Consider the following 17,922-nt stretch of genomic DNA (forward strand, 5'->3'; position numbering starts at 1 on the left):
GTCTTGAGCGCATGTAGCGTTTTTTGTTGAGTTTCTTACGTACGGCATAGCTTGCTCCTTGGTACTACCCAAAAGAGCTGCCGGTCACGATTCCAAGCGTGAGGGTGGCAGCTGTACGCAGGTTGGAATCCGAGAAGAAGCAACTCGGCAGGCGCAAGGCCTCCCACGTACAGCCGCCAAAAAGCACAAAAAGCAGGCACAAAAAAAGCGCCTTCTAATTGTTTGACGACGCTGTAGCGTCTTCTTTCTCGGGATTCCACGCCCGGTCACTGGTTAGCAGTGACCTAAAAAGATTAACTGCCAAATGTTCTCGTTGCAAACCTGTTGTTAAGCAGCGGTAAAAGCACGGGCAGTTTTCTAATCGTCTTCAGCCTAGGTCCCCCTTTCGTATCGGCACTAGTCGCTATCCCTTAGGAGGCTCAATAAACGGTGTTGACGGGGCCATATGCCATCAGCGGTAAAGTGTGGCATATTGCCAGCTGGAACCTAGGAGAAAATTCGTAATGGACACAGGGAATCTTAAGACAAAAATCATCAGCGCGATTCAGCGCGGCAGCAATGGTGAGGATGTGCTGGCCTGGCTGAAGATCGACGACACTCGTCTGATTAACGAAGAGTCCGAGTTGTGGGATTACAAATTAACTGTAGGGTCCAGCAAACTTGAGCTTGCCGAATTTGTTAGAGATGTAGTTTCATTTTACAATAGTTATGGCGGATATTTAATAGTAGGCGTTGCTGATGGTGGGGAAATACAAGGCTGCGAAGATCTAAATTTACAGCAGTGTAAGCAAGCGTTAAGAAACTACTCAGGGGTAGATGTTTCAATTGGGATTACTAAGTTTTCGATAGCCCAAAAAAACATATTGTTAGTATCAATTCCTCAGCGTCCGGATGCCGATGTGCCTCTCGCTATATCAAAAAACGGGCCGGATTTGACAGATAGAAAGCCATTATTTCGCCCTGGCGATATTTTTTTTAGAGCTCTAGATAATTCACAGCTCATACGTGATTCTGGTGATCTACGATTTTTAATGAGTGCAAGGCAGCATCCTTCGATGCAGTTCGAATTGAAGAGAATTTATATAGCTTTTACCACGAATAATTTGCCAGATCGAAGCGCGATATTTCAAAAGTTCATTGGCAGAGAGTCAACCAAAGAGGCTCTGTGGTCGTGGTTGGCAGACCCAATGTCCCGATATCGTGTTTTAGCAGGCCCTGGGGGCGTAGGGAAAACGTCTGCGGCTTACAGCTTTTGTGAAAATGTTTGTTCTGAAACACCTCTCGGTTTAGAGCAAGTAGTTTGGTTAAGCGCGAAGCTTGAACAGTTCTCCCCTGCGATTAATAAACCAGTTGTTCTGCCCTATAAACGGGATTCCAGGCAGTCAGGTGAAGCTTATTCCTCATATGAAACGCTACTAGACGCGATCTCTTTCCACTTTTCAGTACCCGATGACGAATGGGAAGGGATTGATCACAATTCCAAAATCCGAATTTTGTCTGAAGGCTTAATAATTACACCATCTTTAATAGTTGTAGATGATTTAGATTCTCTCCCTCCAGATGATCAGCGTAAGGCAATTGAGCTTGGGATGGCTCTGGGAAACTCTAAGTCTAGATTTTTATTCACTACTCGAAAGAACTATCTGGCCCCGCTCTCTTCAACTACAGAGATAAAGGGGATGTTGGCAGACGAATTTGCCACTTATGTAGATTATCTCGAGAGCGCATATAAGCGCACATTAAATAATTCTGAGCGAAAAACTTTACATCGTGACACCGAAGGGTCTCCGTTATTTACTGAGTCGATTTTTAGGCTGTTGAAAGTTGGGGTTTCATTTGGTGATGCGATCGGGCGCTGGAAAGGAAAGGATGGCGAGGCAGTAAGAGCGGCATCTTTCCGTCGAGAATTCGAGCAGTTGAGCTGGAATTCAAAGCGAATTCTATATTCAATTTCTATGTTTGAGACCGCCTCAATAGCTGAAATCAAAAAGATGACAGAATGTGAAACTTCTGAGGTAGAAGGAGCAATTGTTGAGCTAGATAGATTGTTCTTGCTACAGACCAAGCAAATTGGCGATCAAAATCGGTTTGGGGTGTCATCAAGTTTGCGTAGGCTCTTAGATGAGTTGAAGGTGGATATACAGGGATACAGCGAGATAAACCGAAGAGCGGGTAATCTCCGAATCGAAAGTAAAGAAGATGGGGCGAGCAGAGGCCGTAATAAACACGTTGCAAGTGCAATTCAACAAGCAATGGCTCAGCTAAGTGGCGGGGACTCTGATGGTGCTCTTAATACTGTACAGGCTGCCTTGAAGGACAACGGTAATAGCCCAGACTTATGGATGGTTTGTGCTCGTTGTCTCGCTGAAGTCAATCCGAACGATATAGTGAAAGTTCGTTATGCTTTCCAGCGCTCCTATGATTTAGGTAAAAGAGAACCTCAATTGTTTTTGAAATGGATACAGTTTGAAGTTGATTTCGGGAATTCAAATGCTGCTGTGGACGTGGGAGTCAAGGGGCGTACGTTTTTTTCGACTAAAGACTGGAGTTGGCATAAGTGTGTCGCTATCGCGCATGCTAAGCGAGGTAGCGAGCGTGAGACTCGAAGGGAATACCGTGATTCAGTTACGGATCTCTTTGCCGCTGCTAAGCGCTTGAAAGGAGTCTTACGAAGCTGTCCTTCAGCAGCGAGAGCAACTATTGCTCCGATAGCACAGGACGTTCATGATTTACTGTGGAATATTCATCAGGCCAAGGGCGAGAGCTTCACGTATGTAGATCGCTTCAAAGCTGCGAAGTTTGCCGTGGACGCAGGTGACAAAAGAGAAATTTGCTTGAGTCGGGTGATGGATGCTATCGAGGAAGCCTTGCTCCTTCCGAAAGGTCGCGGATTAGGCCATGCGGTAGATTGGTTGGAGGATGTGAAGTCCGCCATTGAGCTTCGTCGGTCTGAAAGATTTAAGGTAAGACTAGAGACGATAAAGAAACGCATTAAAATGGCTGCGGTGTAAGGGCGTTTACTTCTGGTTGCTTAATTTTTAAGTATACTATTAAGTAACGTCCAACTATGAGCTGCGGGGTACTCATGCGCGTGTATTGCAAGGCATGTGGTGACAAGGGAAGAGTTTCCTCTCGTGATGAACTATCTCTTGAGTTCGCCCGCCTCTACTGCCAATGCACCTCCGTGCAATGCGGCCACACCTGGGTGGCCAACCTCACCTTCTCCCACACCCTGAGCCCTTCCGCCCAGGCGGTCGACCGTTTGCTGTTCGACCGCCTGCGCAGTTTGTCCAAGGTTCAGCAGCGGGACCTGTTTGATCAGTTGGGTGTCGTGTCTGCCACGTAGCCGCGCAGCATCGCTTCTGCCTGTTCGAAGCGGTCCAACTGGGCGACCCCGTATTCAAACAAGGCCACTTTGGCGCGTGGTGTCAGGTGCAGATCGGCGCTGAGCAGGTCGACCAGTAGGGCAAAGCTGTGGCCGCACGCTTCGAATTCTTCCTTTAGTTTCAGCCCGCTTACTTCGGAATGGTTCACAACGATTCGTCCTTTTTTCGATGTCGTTGTTCGCCAGTTTATTGAAGGTTTTTTCCTGCGCCAGTCGTCTGCCGGTAAGGAAATGTAAGTAGGTAATATCGCCAGCGCACTGGTGAAAACACATAGTGAAGTCTGCGGATTTGCCTCTGTATCCGCTAATTCAAAATGTGTTTCGCTGAGCAGTTTTGCGTCTATTTCTGCAAAGTCGAAGTGTCTGGACTGCGGGTTCTGGCGATCCTGCGCGCAGAGGAAGGGCTAAAGTGCAGCGATACGACGGTTAAACGGCTGTCGTATCTGATTACAAAAACAAGGGCGCGGGCGCCCTTGTTTCGTTTGGGGTGATAGATCCGGCTCACATTGGGTGTAGGCAGTAAGCCAGCGCATCGAGCGTAACCACTCCGTAGAAGCGCTCACCGTTTGGCCCTTCGAAGGCGGTCACGACTTGTTTGCCAGGCAGTGGAATACGTACCACGCCGCAGCCGCTATCAAACTCTAGCAACCGGGTGGCCCCCAGTAGTTGGGCGTCCGAGCGCAGGCCCAGTTGCTGTCGGGCTTGTTTGATCTGCTCTTCAGGCACCACGACCAGTTCGCCGTCGATGCACAGGCAGAATGTGCCGACGCGTTGCCGGGTGGGAAAGTGTGCAATTCGCCGCTTATCCATGGTGACGTCCTCGGGTTTGGTTGGCCGTGGTAGCCTTGCGCCCGCTGCTGCGGAGGTGCTGTGCTTGCATGGTGTTGCTCCTTTTCGTGGTAGCGGGTGTCGGGGAGGTGCGAACTCCTCGGCTCCCTCTCTTTTTAACCTTGGTGCAGCTGGCAGGCCGTAAACACGGGCCGGCGTTCGCAGCGCACCTCGAATAGACCCAGGTCACGACCCTCGACGTTGTGAAGGTGCACGACTGTGACGCGTGTCGGACGACTGTCGGGGTGGGCGCGCCAATGCTCGGCGGCGGCCAGTTCGGCGAGGTCTTCGGCGCGGCAGTTCTCGGAATAGCGAGTGGGTAGGCATAAGTGGCCGATCAGCGCATTAGCGCTGTAGTACAACGTCATGGCCGGGCCTCGGTGTTGGCTTGGTAGTGCATGCGCAGCATGTCGACGCAGGCTTCGAACAGGGCGAGGTCCAGGCCGCGCAGATCGGTCAGGTTGAGGCGGTAGTGGTTGTGATGAATCAGGCTCATCAAAAACAACCCGGCAATGCGACCTTGCCCGGTGCTGCTTTCAGCGGCCTGGAGCAGGTGGTCGAATGCCTTCATGCCTTTGGCGTTGACTGCACGGCTTCGCGTTGCGCCGCAGGTTCGGGTGGGTTGACGCAAAGGAACTCCACCTAGGTGTTCTTGTGGCTGGGTGCGCCATACCTCCATCAGTTCCCTCCACACGGTTTCGCCTTCTTCGACCCGCTCGTGGACCTCGACCTCGGGGATGTAGTCCATCTCCAACACCTGTAGGCAGTCCTCAAATTCCTGGGCGCTTAATCGTTGCAACTGTTTTATGTCGAATCGGAAGGTCGCGCCGTCGTACAACCCCAGCAGAAAGTGGCCGACGGCGTTGCCCGATGCGGTGCGGCTCAGTGCGACTGGAATCAGCCGATTTAACGCCTCAGTACCGCTGCGGATGATGGCTGGCCTGCGTCGTTGATAGGCCCATATTTGCGTCAGTGCGTTGATCAATGAATCGCTCATGTGTTGCTCCTTGCTTGGGTTAAGCCTGGGGAACCAGGTAGACGGTGAATTGCTCGGGTAGCTCGATGTTCTGCACGGCGTTGATCTGATCGCGGGTGCAGTTGTCGCCTAGGAAGTAGCGCGCGCCGGCCTTGGCTTGTTGCTGGATGCGGTCCACCAGATAGGGGGTGGTGCAGGCGTTGCCGGTGACGATCTCGGCATCGATGCCTTGAACTCGCAGCTCGGCTTGACGGGCTTGCAGGCTGCGGTTTGTGCCGGATTCCTTGGGGTCGGTGAGGATGTGTAGTGGCATGGGTGATGCTCCTTTTTCAGTGGGCAGGGCATGGCGCGCACGGGGTTTTCCGCGCGGGGGTTGGTTGGGAGTGGAATGTTTGAACTGTTCGCGTCAGTACTGGGCTGGGGGCCCTGTATTGGCTGGAAGGCAGTGGCCGAAAAGGTAGTTCGGTGCAACTGGAATGCACTGAACTATGAGAACCGGCGTGCTTGGCTGTAGGCCTTGTGGTTAAAGGCGTGTAGCGATTTTGGGTGTGAGCTTGGCGGATGGAATGTGGGTGGAATGAAAAGTAGTGCAGCACCTTCCAGCCACATTCCAGCGATGTTTTTTTGTAAGTAATTGAATTCATTTATAAATACCTCAATAGTTCAAAAATTACAGACGCATGACGGGCTCACTCGCAAAGCCACTGCTAAACGCGGGCAACACTTCCCCATGGGCGAAAAACGCCCGGTGTTCAGCGGGGGGCTAGGGGGCCTTGAAGATCCAGCAGTTGATGGTGCGGCGTTCGATCCGGGAGTAGGCCTTACGGGTTTCCACGAAGGTGTATGTAGTGCTTTGCGGCAGGGCGCGTTGCAGTTGAGCGCGAGTGAGGACTTCCTGGCCGGCCTTTCGGCAGGCTTCTTGGAAGTGCTCGATGTTGATGGCCACCACGCCGCGTTCGTTGCTGTGGTTGAGGGTTTGGTGTTTTTCCTCGCGGGTGCCGCTGCTGTCGGTGATGGTGACCACGCGTTCGTTGAGGTAGTGGTAGATCTGCCAGAAGGTGGCTGCGTCTGGATGTTCCGATCGGCAGCGTTGCTGACGGGCGATCGCGCGTTGTTCCAAGTGCTTGGCCAGGTTGTCGGTGTGGGCGTCGGACCAGGCAGGGAAAAAGGCTTGGGTGGCGTAAGCCGCAGCCAGCACCTGAGCATGACATTGCACGATGCGCGCCTCGGTGATGGTGGAAACGCGCTGCAGGCGCTGTTCGCAATGTGGGAACGCTTCGAAGTAGCGAGCCAACCACTGCTGTTCGCAGGCCAGGCAGCGACGCAGGTAGCCGCCCAGGTCATTGGCACTCATGCTTTTGAGGCGGTCGGCGCGTGGTTTGAGGGCCAGGCTGTGGTGGTCTTTGGTGGCGTGGAACTCGACGATCCGCGACAGGGTGGCCTCGGAGCCGTCCACGCTATTGTTTTGCGAGATGCCCAACGCACCGCGCCAGTAGGTGATGCGGGTTTCATTACCGCCGGTTTTAACGCCGGTTACGCGCAAGGTGGCGTGGTAGTCGTAGAGCCGTTTGAACTCGTCGAAGTGGAACTGCACCACGACTTTGCGGCCTTGGCTGTCGGTGTGTTCTTTGTCCGACTCGATCAGGATCACCGGGAGGTTGCTGACTTCGGCGAAGCTTCGTGACAGGCCGATCATGCTCGCCCCCGCGCCACTGGGTTGGATGCCTTCGAAGTTCTCGCGGCCGGTGAGTCGCCACAGAAAACGCAGCAGCGTGGATTTACCGGCACCCGGTTTGCCGGTGAACTCCATGAAGGGGAAGGATGCTTGCTTGGCACCGATCTGTTGCACGAAGTAGGCCGCAGTCCACCAGGACAGGATGGCCAGGCCGTTCAGCCCGTTGACGGCGAGGAAGTCTTCAAACCATTCGGGGTCAAAGTCCTGGCCACGCTCGATCTTGAAGTTGGCCAGGGTGGTCTTGATGCCGTTACCGGCGATGTCGATAAAACCGTGATTGTTCACCGGCAGCTCCTTGCCTTGGTGAAAGCCGAAGGTGGGGTAGCAGTAGAGGCCGGTGGTGTCGTCATAGCCCACGAACGGCAAGCTGCGTACGGTTCGCACAGGGCGGCGTTCGTCGTTGAGCCATTTGTCTCTGAGGATGGCCAGCACGGGCTCGCCGCCTTCGAAGTTGCCACCGGGGGTGTGTTCGAGCAGTGAGCGGGCAAAGCTTCGGGGTTCTGCGATGGCGTTGGGAGCGAGCGGTGCTTTGCAACTGCGGGACTGATCAGGGAAGCGAAAGTCGAAGAAGTAGCGTTGCTCGCTGGTGATGATGTCCTTCTCCAGGTACTCCAGGTTGGGAATGCAGTTGGAGACCTGTTTGATTTTGACGTGCTTGCTGAACAGCTCGCGGTTGCCCTCGACCTTTTCCTCGCCCAGGTCGCTGGTGAGGTCGGTTTGGGCGACCTTTGCGGAGTACAAGCGGTTGCGAAACTCCATCAGGTAGAACGCTACGGGCCGGCGCAGGTAGAGCAGGTAGGCGAGTTTGCCGGTGTTTTCGGCGGTGAACAGCCGACCTTGGTATTCCGCCTCGGCCATGAAGGCGGCGTCTAGCTGGCCGTCGCGGTAGACGTCGTCCCAGTCGCGTTCCCCGGCAAGCGCGACCCAGGCGATTTCCTTTTGCTCGCGCAGTTGGCGCAGGTATTTGGTGGTCATCGTATGCCCCGCCGGGTCGTCGTCCAGGGCGATCACCCAGGTAATGGACTGGCCCTTGTGAGCCTCGACCAGGGTCCAGGGGAAGTTATTGGCGGATATCGAGGCGATCACTTTGAAGCCCGCCAGGTGCAGGGCGATGGCGTGGAAGATGCCCTCGACGATGTACACCCGGTCGCTCCTGTGGATGACCATTCCCGGCGGCATCCAGCCGTTGCCCAGGTAGGTCATGCCTTTTTTGATGCCCGCCTTGACTCCCTCGTTAGCTGTCACGGCCGTGGCGTCTATCAGCCGCTCCCAGTGGCCGTCGCACAGGGGGAAGCGCACGGTGTCGGCCCACTGGCCGTCCTTGACCTTGCGCCGGCCTTGTACGTACCAGCCTTTCATCTTGCTGATGTCGAAACCGCGATTGCGCTGCAGGTAGGCGTCGGCGGTGGCGTTGGGGTTTTCGTTGGTCTTGGGGAAGCGCTCGCTGAGGTTTTCGAACAGGTGACGGTAGCGTTCGCGGGTTTTTTCCTCGTACTGGCAGTTGTTCAGGCGGTTGCATTTGAGTTGGTAGGGCTTGTCGACGGCGATGTACACCGTGCGTTCGCCGCATTTGGGGTTGGGGCAGATTCCGTTCTGCATGTACTTGGCATCGATGGTTTTGAAGTCGAGGTCGCGGTCGTGTTTTAGGGCTTCGACGACTTCGTTTAGGTAGATGTCTTCGAAGTGTTTTGTGTCGATACGTTTATGCCGGGTCATTTGCGTGAGCCTGCTTTTGCGTTGGCTCTGGTGCCGTTGACGCGGTCGAGTTGATCTGCAGCTTCGGCAGCAAGCGCGACCATGTTGACCAACACGGCTTCTTTGGACCCATCGGTTTTTTCACGGATGAGGATGCGCCCGCACTGGATGTCATTTCGGATGGCGCGTTCCGATTGGCCGGAGCGCCGCGCCAACTCTCGGACGGTGGCGTAAGGCGTATCGAGGAGGATCTGCATTTGGTAGGCTCCATGTGTGTATATGCAGGTTATGTTTGCATATGCACACATTAATATGTGCATATGCACACGTCAATAGGAGGTTGTGTGTGGAATTAGGTCAAAAACTCAAGGAAGTACGGCTGACCGAGCGGTTGACTCAGTCCGAGATATGCGAGATCGCCGGCATCAAGCTTGAGACGTGGAAGGGCTACGAGTACGGGCGGCGAGATTCAGTTAGCTCTGTTGAGTTACTGAAAATTACCAAGCACCCGCGGTTCAAGCGCTACGCGTTATGGTTGGTCACTGACGAGACTGCGCCAGAGGTAGGGCAGATCAGTCCCGTTATCGATATTCAGAGCCCAAGTGCCTGATGAATGCCAATCTATCCCGGAGGCAGGGCAGGGCAGGCCTGCCCTGAATAACTGTTGCCTATCAAAAAACTACCTGATGGACGCTATGAGGTAGACGCTCGCCCCGACGGAAGTTGGGGCTATCGGACCCGCCGGATCTTCAAGACCAAGAACGAGGCACAGCACTATCACAGCCAGGTGATGGGAAAAGCGGCGTTGGGTGAGGTGGCCAAGCCGGCCAAACATGATCCGAGGACCCTGCTTGATTTGGTCAATCGCTGGTATGCCGTTCATGGAAATAACCTGAAAACCGGTGAGGAGCGTCTTTCCATGCTGACCGCGATGGTCAATCGCATGGGAAACCCCAAGGCTTCGAAGTTCACGTCGGCGCATTTTGCTCAATACCGGGCTGATCGCGCTGAGGGTAAGTACCCGAGGACGACGCCCGGCGCTGGCTTTCGCAAGTCGGATGAGGCGCCCAAACCGGTTAGCGCCAATACGCTCAATCATGAATTGAGTTATCTGACGGCGGTCTTCAATGAGTTGCAGCGGTTAGGGGAGTGGGAGGGCGATAACCCGTTGGTGAAAGTTCGGAAGCTGAAGTTTGACGAAACCGAGATGGTGTACCTGGCTGCTGACCAGATCAAAGCGTTACTGGCAGAGCTGGCCACGCGGGATTCGGATGCGGGGTTGATTGCAGAGGTGTGCTTGGCTACGGGCGCACGGTGGGGAGAGGCGGAGAAGTTGTTGCCACGGCAGGTTAGCCACCAGCGGGTTCAGTACAACAAGACCAAGTCCGGTAAAAATCGATCAGTCCCCATCTCACAGCGGCTTGAGGAACGACTCAAAGCGGCGTTGCCGTTCACGCCTGCTTACAACACTTTTCGCCGCGCCGTTGAGGCGGTCGGTTTGGAGCTGCCGGAAGGGCAAATGACCCATGTGCTGCGGCATACCTTTGCAACGCATTACATGATGAATGGGGGCGACATCCTGACGCTGCAACGTGTGCTTGGGCATAGCTCCTTGGCTATGACGCAGAAGTACGCACATTTCAGTCCTGGGCACATGGCGGAGGTCGTTTTGTTGAACCCGTTGGCTCGGATATGTGAAAAGAAGAAGGTGAGAAAAACAGCCGTCCGAAAATGAAATTGGACGAATCTTGGACGGAAGCCCGTTTTTGATAGTTTTGAGGGTGGTGAATTTCTAAACCCCAGAAACCACAAAGCCCCGCATTGCGGGGCTTTGAGATATGGTGCCGGCACCAGGAGTCGAACCCGGGACCTACTGATTACAAGTCAGTTGCTCTACCAACTGAGCTATACCGGCGTGTTAGGGCGACGATTATAGCGATTGGCAAGGTTCTGTAAACCCCTGAAATCTGACTATTTTTGCGAAAACCCAAGTTTTTTCACAGCGCCCTGCTTTTCTCCGCCCCTTCAGCAAAAAATCAACGCTCGTGCAGTGCCTCTGCCCGGGATTTGATGATGGGTTTGAGCAGGTAGCTCAAGATGCTTTTCTTGCCGGTGATGATGTCTACCGACGCCACCATGCCGGGGATGATCAGCAGGGGTTTTTCGTCGGTGCCCAGGTGGCTGCGTTCGGTGCGCAGTTTGATGACGTAGAAGGTGTTCTTCTTTTCTTCGTCCATCACGGTGTCGGCGCCGATTTGTTCGAGCTTGCCTTTGAGGCCGCCGTAGATGGTGTAGTCGTAGGCGGTGAATTTGATCATGGCTTCCTGGCCGGGGTGCAGGAAGGCGATGTCTTGCGGGCGGATCTTGGCTTCCACCAGCAGGGTGTCGTCCAGCGGTACCACTTCGGCGATGTCGCTGCCGGGTTGGATCACGCCGCCGACGGTGTTGACCAGCATCTGCTTGACGATGCCGCGCACCGGGGAGGTGACCATGGTGCGGCTGACGCGGTCTTCCAGGCCTTTGGAGGTGGCTTGGGCCTTGCTCAGGTTGGTGCGGGCTTCGTTCAACTGGGCCAGGGCTTCGCTGCGGAATTTACCCCGGGTTTCGTCGATTTTGCGCTGCACTTCGTTGATCGCGGCTTGGGCGCGCGGGATGGCCAGTGTGGTGCCGTCGAGCATGCCTCGGGTTTCGACTTCGGAACGCTTGAGGCGCAGCACTTCTACCGGCGATATCGCGCCTTGCTGCACCAGCGGTTCGGACATGCCGATCTCCTGGCGCAGCAGGCCCAGGCTGTTACGGTATTGATCCTGCTTGGAGCTGAATTCACGCAGTTCCTGCTGGCGTTGCAGCAGCTGTTGTTGCAGCCCGCCAATTTCATCCGCCAGTTGCTGACGGCGGCTCAGGTACAGCGACTCTTCGTTAGAAGCCTGGTTCGGCGCGGCTTTGCGTGCGCTGTCGGAGATATTCAATGAGCGGTTGTCGACTTCCGCACTCAGACGCTCCACGCGCAGTTCCATGGCCACGCGGTCGGCTTCGGTTTCGCCGACGTTGGAGGCAAATCGCGTATCGTCCAGGCGCACCAGCGGCGCCCCGGCGTCGACGATCTGGCCTTCATGCGCATAAATCTGCGCCACGATGCCGCCTTCCAGGTTCTGGATCTTCTGGATGCGCGAGGAGGGGATCGCCTTGCCTTCGCCCTTGGTCACTTCGTCGATGATCGCGAAGTGCGCCCACAGCAGCAGGAACACGAAGAAGCCGATCACGCCCCAGATGGTCAGGCGTACGATGCGTGGCGCGTCGTCGACCAGGGCTTTTTCCACTTCGGGCAGTGGCTGGTTGTCGAGTGAGTCGGTGCCTTTGAAATAACCGAAGACCATCTTCTTTAAGCGGCGTAGACCGGAGTTAAGCGACACTGATCTGCCCCTTTTTCAGCGCTTCCATCACGGCCGCTTTGGGGCCGTCTGCGAGTATCTGGCCACGGTCGATCACCAGCAGGCGGTCGACCAGGCTCAGCAGCGAAGCACGGTGGGTGACGAGAATCACCGTCTTGTTTTCGATCACCGACTGCAAGCGCTGCTTTAGGCGCTCTTCGCCGGTGTTGTCCATGGCGCTGGTGGGTTCGTCCAGCAGCAGAATAGGCGGGTTCAGCAGCAGGGCGCGGGCCAGGGCCACGTTCTGGCGCTGACCGCCAGAGAGGTTTTGCCCGCGTTCGCCCACTTGCAGTTCGTACCCCTGCGGGTGGAGCCTGGCGAATTCATGCACGCCGGCCAGCTCTGCCGCTTGCAGCACCATCTCGTCGTCCACGTAGCGCGCACCGGACACCAAGTTGTCGCGCAACGTGCCAGCCAGCAACTGGATGTCTTGGGCCACATAACCGATGTTGTGGCGCAGCTCGCTGACGTCGATCTGGCGAATGTCCACGCCATCCACCAGCAGCGAACCCGAGTCTGGCTGATAGAGGCCCACCAGCAGTTTGGCCAGCGAGCTTTTGCCCGAGCCGCTACGGCCGATAATGCCGATTTTTTCGCCGGGGCGAACGTTCAGGTTGATGCCGCGTAGCGCCAGATTCTGTTGGTTCGGGTAGGTGAAGTCGACCTCGCGGAAGGTCATCGCACCTTGCAGCGATTTGCGGCTGAGGGGGCGCTCTTCGAAGTTGCGTTCTTGCGGCAGCTCCATCATTTGGTCGACGGAGACCATCGTCACCTTGGCTTGCTGGTAACGCGTCAGCAGGCCCGACAGTTGCGCCAGCGGGCCCAGTGCGCGGCCGCTGAGCATGTAGCACGCCACCAGGCCGCCCATGCTCAGGGTGCCATCAATGATCTGATACACACCGAAGATGATCATCGCCACGCCCGCCACTTGCTGGATCAGCAGCGTGATGTTCATCGCCAGGCCGGACAGAACTTTCACCCGCAGTTCCAGGCGGCTGAGGGTGCCGATGGTTTGTTCCCACTGGTATTGACGCTCGCTCTCGGCGTTATTGACCTTCACCGCATCCAGCCCGGCGAGGGTTTCGATCAGGCTAGACTGGCGCTCGGCGCCCAGCGCCATGGTGCGCTCAAGTGTCGCGGTCAGCGGCTTTTGCAGAAAGTGGCCGATCCCCAGGGCCAGTGGGAACGCGACGATTGGAATCCACACCAGGTGGCCGCCCAGCAGCGCGATCACGCCGAGGATGATCAATGTAAAAGGCAGATCGATCAGGCTTGCCAGGGTCAGCGAGGTTAAAAAGTCGCGCATCCCCTGAAATTCGTGGATGTTTTGCGCATAGCTGCCGACGCGTGCAGGGCGCATTTTCATCGACATGCCCACGATGCGCTCGAACAGCGTCGCGGAGATGATCAGGTCGGTTTTCTTGCCCGCGAGGTCCAGGCACAGGCTGCGCATGCTCTTGAGCAACAGGTCGAACAGGTAAGCACCGCAAATACCGACCGCCAGCACCCACAGGGTGGCGGTGGCCTGGTTGGGGACCACGCGGTCGTACACGTTCATCACAAACAGCGGCGCGGCCAGGGCTATCAGGTTGATCACCAGGCTGGCGGCGATAGCATCGGCGTAGAGCCAACGTGAGCGTTTGAGGGTGTCTCTGAACCAGGAGCGCGCGCGCGGGATAAGCGTGCCAGTGGTGACGTCAAATTTATGCTGCGGTTGGGCGAAGAACACCCGGCCGCTGTAATCCTGACTCAGCACTTCCCGGGTGACGTGAACTTCGCCGCCTTCGCTTTCGCTGAGCAGCAAGCGGGCGGTATCACCGTCCCAGCCCACCAGCACCGCACTGCGCCCTTCCTTCAACAGCAATAAGGCCGGCAATGCGATGGATGGAATCTGCTCCAACTTGCGCTGCAGCACGCGACCCTGCAAGCCCGCCCGCGCGGCTGCGCGGGCGAGCAGGTCTGGGCTCAGGCGCTGGCCCGCCAAGGGCAGGCCAGTGGTCAGCATTGCCCGGCTGGCGGGCTTGTAATGCAGGGAGCAGAGGGTCAGCAACCCGTCCAGCAAGGGGTCATCATGCTGACTGCGCGGGTCATGGTTGAGCGGCGCCACACTTATTTCAGAATCCAAGCTGACTCTCTCTTAATGCAGTTGAGCGGTCCAACTCCGTCAAGAATCAGTTCATCCCTGGCAGGTTCACCTTCGTTTTGACTTCGTTCTGCACAACTGATGCCAGCGGCGCAACCACGCCTTGGCTTTTGAGCAGTTGGCCCATATCGGCCTTGATACGGTATTGCGTATACAGCTGCAGGTTTTTGATCTGTGCCAGGCGTTGCGATGCCGTGAACAGTTCGTTCTCGCTGTCGAGCAGGTCGAGCAGTGTACGCTCACCCAGGCTGAACTGCTGCTGGTAAGACGTGCGCACGCGGGTGCTGCGGTCTACGTATTCCTGAGCGATCGGCAATTGCGCCGTGGCGTTGTTGTAGGCGTTCCACGCCAGGCTCAATTCCTGGTTCAGCTCACGCAGGGCGTTGTTGCGGATATCCAGCGCTTGGGATGCCTGGGACGCCTTGGATTGCAGGTCTGCCTTGTTGCTGCCGCCGGAGTACAGGTTGAACTGCATGCGCAGCATGGCGGAGTAGCCATTGTCGTGGCCTTCTTCGCCGCCGATATTGCTGTTGGCCGAGCGTTGCAACTCAGCATCGAAGCGCGGATAGAACGTCGATTTGGCGGATTCGTATTGCTTTTCAGCCGCAGCGATGTCCGCTTCGGCCGAACGCAGTACCGGGCTGCTCTCAACCATCTGCCGACGTGCTTCTTCGAGGCTGGCAGGCATCAAGGCGACAAAGCCCTGGGGCTTCTCCAACTCGTCGGGTTCTTGGCCGACGGCGCTCATGTAGTTGGCTTTGGCGTCATCGAGGTTGGTCTGTTCGGTCAGCAAGTTGTTGCGGGCCTGGGCCAGACGGGCTTCGGCTTGATCCATGTCCGCCATTCTTCCGACGCCACGGCTGGTGCGCAATTTGATCTGGTCAAAAATGCGTTCGTGGCTTTTCAGGTTGTCTTCTGCCAGCTGCACCATCTCGCGACGGGTCAGGACATCCAGATAAACCTGAGCCACCGTCAGCGCAGTGCGCTCGGTGGTATTGAGCAGGGCATAGCCGCGAGAGTTGGCGGTGGCCTGCTGGCGGCCGACTTCATTCTCGGTGCCGAAACCCTGGAACAGGTTTTGCTGAAGACGAATGCTCGACTCGCCGCGGTTCAGGGTTTTCCAGTCATGACTGTTGCTGGCGGCGCGGGTCGAGGTGTTGTCGGAGCTTTCGCGACCATAACCGCCCAGCAAGTCGATTTTAGGCAGGTAGCCGCCCTGGGCCGCTCTGACCTGATAGTCGGCAGCGATACGTGCGTTGACGGCAGCCTGGATTTCCGGGTGAACGTCGACAGCCTTTTGCATGGCTTCTTGAAGGGTTTGAGCCTGTACGAAACTAGTCGCGAGAACAAATGGCACAGCGGTGAATAAGTGCAAACGCATTCTGATTTTTCCCCGGGGATTGGTTGCCTGAAAGCCGCAACAAACTTGAAATATTGCACTGGAGTGGCAACTCGAAATGCCCGTTTTTATTGGGCGCCGCAGGGCGCAAACAGAAAGTCGTGAAGCCGCTTAAATATCAATGTGACATTACTGGGCGGATTGTTTAGGATGACGCCCAATAGGTCAATACCTTGACGGAAAAGTAATTTTTCTGGCGCGGCAACAAAATATTGACGCCATTATTTTTTTGAAGCAATTGAGTACTCCAGCTTATTGAATCGGCACCACTGACAGGGCCGGTCTCCTGGGTGGATACCCCTGAACGGCAATACACGGAGAGTCTTTTATGAGCAGCGTTGCGGTCGTCAAAAGCATTGTCGGTCAAGTGTTCGCGGTATCCCCAGAAGGGATTCGTCGTCTGCTGGTAGAAGGCGATCGCCTGTTCGCAGGGGAGCAGATTGATACAGGCCCGGCCGGTGCCGTTTCGCTGGAACTGGCCGACGGCCGCGTGATTGATCTGGGCCGCGACACTCAGTGGAGCGCCAACGCACCTGACTCGACCACCGACCTCAGCGCCGCCACTGCTCAAGCAGCACCGTCCGTCGCCGAATTGCAGCAGGCCATCGCTGCCGGCGCCGACCCGACCCAAGACCTCGAAGCCACCGCCGCAGGCCCGACCGCAGCCGGTGCTGACGGCGCTGTCGGCGGCGGCCATAGCTTTGTCGTGCTTGAAGCAACGGCCGGCGTGGTCGACCCTACCATCGGTTATCCGACCAACGGTCTTAACGCTGCGGATGCGGTGGCTAACGCCCTGACCGGCGCTGACAACAACGGCGTCGACCCGCGCAACGTCACCATCACCCTGACCGCTACGCCTACCATCACCGAAGCCGGTGGTGTTGTGGTTTACACCGTATTCATCACGCAAGCCCCGACCAGCGACCTGACCGTCACCTTGTCCAACGGCCTCTCTGTTGTGGTCCCAGCCGGCCAGACCTCCGGCGCGCTGAACGTTACGTTCGCCGGTAATGACACCCCTTACCTGGACGCCTCGTCGATCTCCGCCACCATCGCCGGCACGTCCGGCGGCGGCAACCTGATCATCACCACCGACCCGACGCCGGCGGTCACTCAGATCAACGACACCATCGATACCACCACTGTTACGCTCACCGCGACGGCATCGGTGGATGAGGGTGGCAAGATCGTCTACACCGCCACCGTCACCAACGCGGCGCAGACCGACGTTGTGATCAAACTGTCCAACGACCAGACCATCACCATCGAAGCCGGTAAAACCACCGGTACGGTCAGTGTCGACACCCCGGCCAACCTGGCGGATGGCAAAGACCTGACGGTCAGCGCCACCATTACCAGCGCCACCGGCGGCAACTACGAAAACCTGGCGATCAATCCCGCACCGGCCACTTCCACCGTTGTTGCTGTGGATGATCCCAGCGTTCTGGTCGCCGATACCAACACGATCGTCGAAGATAACGTCGCCACCGGCAATGTGCTGAGCAACGACAGCGACATCGACAATGTGCTGAGCGTCGCCACCTTCAATGTGGGCGGCACCACCTTCGCGGCGGGCCAGACGGCTGTTATCGCAGGCGTGGGCAGTATCACGATTGGCGTCGACGGCGCGTATACGTTCACCCCGGTCAAGGATTACAGCGGCGAAGTGCCGCAGATCGGCTACACCACTAATACCGGTTCGAGCAGCACGCTGACCGTGACGATTACGCCGGTCAACGACGCGCCGGTGATCGAAGTGTCGGCCAACACCCTGGTTGAAAACACCGCGGTAGCCGGCACTGTGGCAGGCACATTTGCCGCCAGTGACGCGGAGACGCCAACCCAGGCGCTGGATGTGAAGTTCACCGCAGGTACTAATGCGGACGGTTACTACGCGATTTCCGGCACCGACGTTGTACTGACGCAGAAAGGTGCTGACTGGGTCAACGCCGGCAATCAACTGCCGAAGATCGATTTGACTGTGACCGATGCTGACAATGTCAGCTCGACCGCCAATGGCCAGCCGACCGTGACTCTGGTCAACGACATCCCGGTTATCAGCGTTGAAGCCAATACACTGACAGAGAACGATGCCAAAGAAGGCACCGTGGCCGGGCGCTTCACCGCGACTGATGAAGAAACGCCGGTTGCTGATCTGAAAGTCACCTTCACCGCCGGTACTAACACCGACGGCTACTACGCCCTGTCGGGTACCGATGTGGTCCTGACTCAGAAAGGCGCGGATTGGGTCAACGCCGGTAACCAGTTGCCGAAAATCGACCTGACCGTGACCGACGCTGACAACGCCAGCTCGACCGCCAATGGTCAGC

Annotated in this window: 15 protein-coding genes and 1 tRNA gene; 5 read left to right on the forward strand and 11 right to left on the reverse strand. The window is 56.6% G+C overall.

Annotated elements, in window-relative coordinates; translation table 11 throughout:
* Positions 1-503: 503 nt before the first annotated feature.
* Positions 504-3,011 carry an AlbA family DNA-binding domain-containing protein gene (locus tag QRN41_RS17215; RefSeq protein WP_285421907.1) on the forward strand — a complete coding sequence of 836 codons (2,508 nt, stop codon included), beginning with the start codon at positions 504-506 and terminating at the stop codon, positions 3,009-3,011.
* 74 nt (positions 3,012-3,085) lie between these two features.
* On the forward strand, positions 3,086-3,346 hold the full coding sequence (locus QRN41_RS17220) for an ogr/Delta-like zinc finger family protein (RefSeq protein WP_285421908.1): 261 nt from the start codon (positions 3,086-3,088) through the stop codon (positions 3,344-3,346).
* On the opposite strand, the gene QRN41_RS17225 is transcribed toward QRN41_RS17220, so the two are convergent.
* The 7 genes from QRN41_RS17225 to QRN41_RS17255 all read right to left on the reverse strand — a co-directional run bounded on the left by QRN41_RS17225 (position 3,319) and on the right by QRN41_RS17255 (position 8,876).
* Entirely contained in the window at positions 3,319-3,534 is a 216-nt protein-coding gene (locus QRN41_RS17225) for a hypothetical protein (protein WP_034095394.1), read from the reverse strand. The two genes, QRN41_RS17220 and QRN41_RS17225, sit on opposite strands and share 28 nt — an antisense overlap.
* Before the next feature lie 352 nt (positions 3,535-3,886).
* Positions 3,887-4,195: a hypothetical protein gene (locus tag QRN41_RS17230; protein WP_034095395.1), complete on the reverse strand. Its 309-nt coding sequence runs from the start codon at positions 4,193-4,195 to the stop codon at positions 3,887-3,889.
* 134 nt (positions 4,196-4,329) lie between these two features.
* Complete coding sequence (locus QRN41_RS17235; protein WP_034095396.1) at positions 4,330-4,581, reverse strand: hypothetical protein; 252 nt, start codon at positions 4,579-4,581, stop codon at positions 4,330-4,332.
* Positions 4,578-5,210, reverse strand: coding sequence for a DUF7673 family protein (locus QRN41_RS17240; protein WP_285421909.1), 633 nt, complete (start codon positions 5,208-5,210; stop codon positions 4,578-4,580). Before QRN41_RS17240 ends, QRN41_RS17235 begins: the two co-directional genes overlap by 4 nt.
* Positions 5,211-5,229: 19 nt before the next feature.
* Positions 5,230-5,502 (reverse strand): hypothetical protein, encoded by a 273-nt coding sequence (locus QRN41_RS17245; protein WP_285421910.1) that lies wholly within the window; start codon positions 5,500-5,502, stop codon positions 5,230-5,232.
* Between the two features lie 450 nt (positions 5,503-5,952).
* The gene (locus QRN41_RS17250) at positions 5,953-8,640 is read right to left on the reverse strand and encodes a toprim domain-containing protein (RefSeq protein WP_285421911.1); all 2,688 of its coding nucleotides are present in this window, start codon (positions 8,638-8,640) and stop codon (positions 5,953-5,955) included.
* Complete coding sequence (locus QRN41_RS17255; protein ID WP_285421912.1) at positions 8,637-8,876, reverse strand: hypothetical protein; 240 nt, start codon at positions 8,874-8,876, stop codon at positions 8,637-8,639. Before QRN41_RS17255 ends, QRN41_RS17250 begins: the two co-directional genes overlap by 4 nt.
* Before the next feature lie 89 nt (positions 8,877-8,965).
* Between QRN41_RS17255 and QRN41_RS17260 the strand changes: the two genes are divergently transcribed.
* Entirely contained in the window at positions 8,966-9,229 is a 264-nt protein-coding gene (locus tag QRN41_RS17260) for a helix-turn-helix domain-containing protein (RefSeq protein ID WP_250948038.1), read from the forward strand.
* Between the two features lie 54 nt (positions 9,230-9,283).
* Complete coding sequence (locus QRN41_RS17265; protein WP_285421913.1) at positions 9,284-10,354, forward strand: phage integrase; 1,071 nt, start codon at positions 9,284-9,286, stop codon at positions 10,352-10,354.
* A 104-nt stretch (positions 10,355-10,458) separates the two neighbouring features.
* Here the strand turns inward: QRN41_RS17265 and QRN41_RS17270 are convergent.
* The 4 genes from QRN41_RS17270 to QRN41_RS17285 form a co-directional block, all read right to left on the reverse strand.
* Positions 10,459-10,534 (reverse strand) — tRNA-Thr (locus tag QRN41_RS17270).
* 121 nt (positions 10,535-10,655) lie between these two features.
* Positions 10,656-11,996, reverse strand: a complete 1,341-nt coding sequence (locus tag QRN41_RS17275) for an HlyD family type I secretion periplasmic adaptor subunit (RefSeq protein WP_285421916.1) — start codon at positions 11,994-11,996, stop codon at positions 10,656-10,658.
* Between the two features lie 25 nt (positions 11,997-12,021).
* Entirely contained in the window at positions 12,022-14,175 is a 2,154-nt protein-coding gene (locus tag QRN41_RS17280; protein ID WP_034136514.1) for a type I secretion system permease/ATPase, read from the reverse strand.
* A 46-nt stretch (positions 14,176-14,221) separates the two neighbouring features.
* Positions 14,222-15,574 (reverse strand): TolC family outer membrane protein, encoded by a 1,353-nt coding sequence (locus tag QRN41_RS17285; protein ID WP_034136515.1) that lies wholly within the window; start codon positions 15,572-15,574, stop codon positions 14,222-14,224.
* A 346-nt stretch (positions 15,575-15,920) separates the two neighbouring features.
* Here QRN41_RS17285 and QRN41_RS17290 point away from each other — a divergent pair.
* On the forward strand, positions 15,921-17,922 hold a 2,002-nt coding region (locus QRN41_RS17290; RefSeq protein ID WP_285421914.1), incomplete at its 3' end, for a retention module-containing protein.

It is taken from the genome of Pseudomonas sp. efr-133-TYG-23, assembly GCF_030209215.1.
Classification (GTDB): domain Bacteria; phylum Pseudomonadota; class Gammaproteobacteria; order Pseudomonadales; family Pseudomonadaceae; genus Aquipseudomonas; species Aquipseudomonas rhodesiae.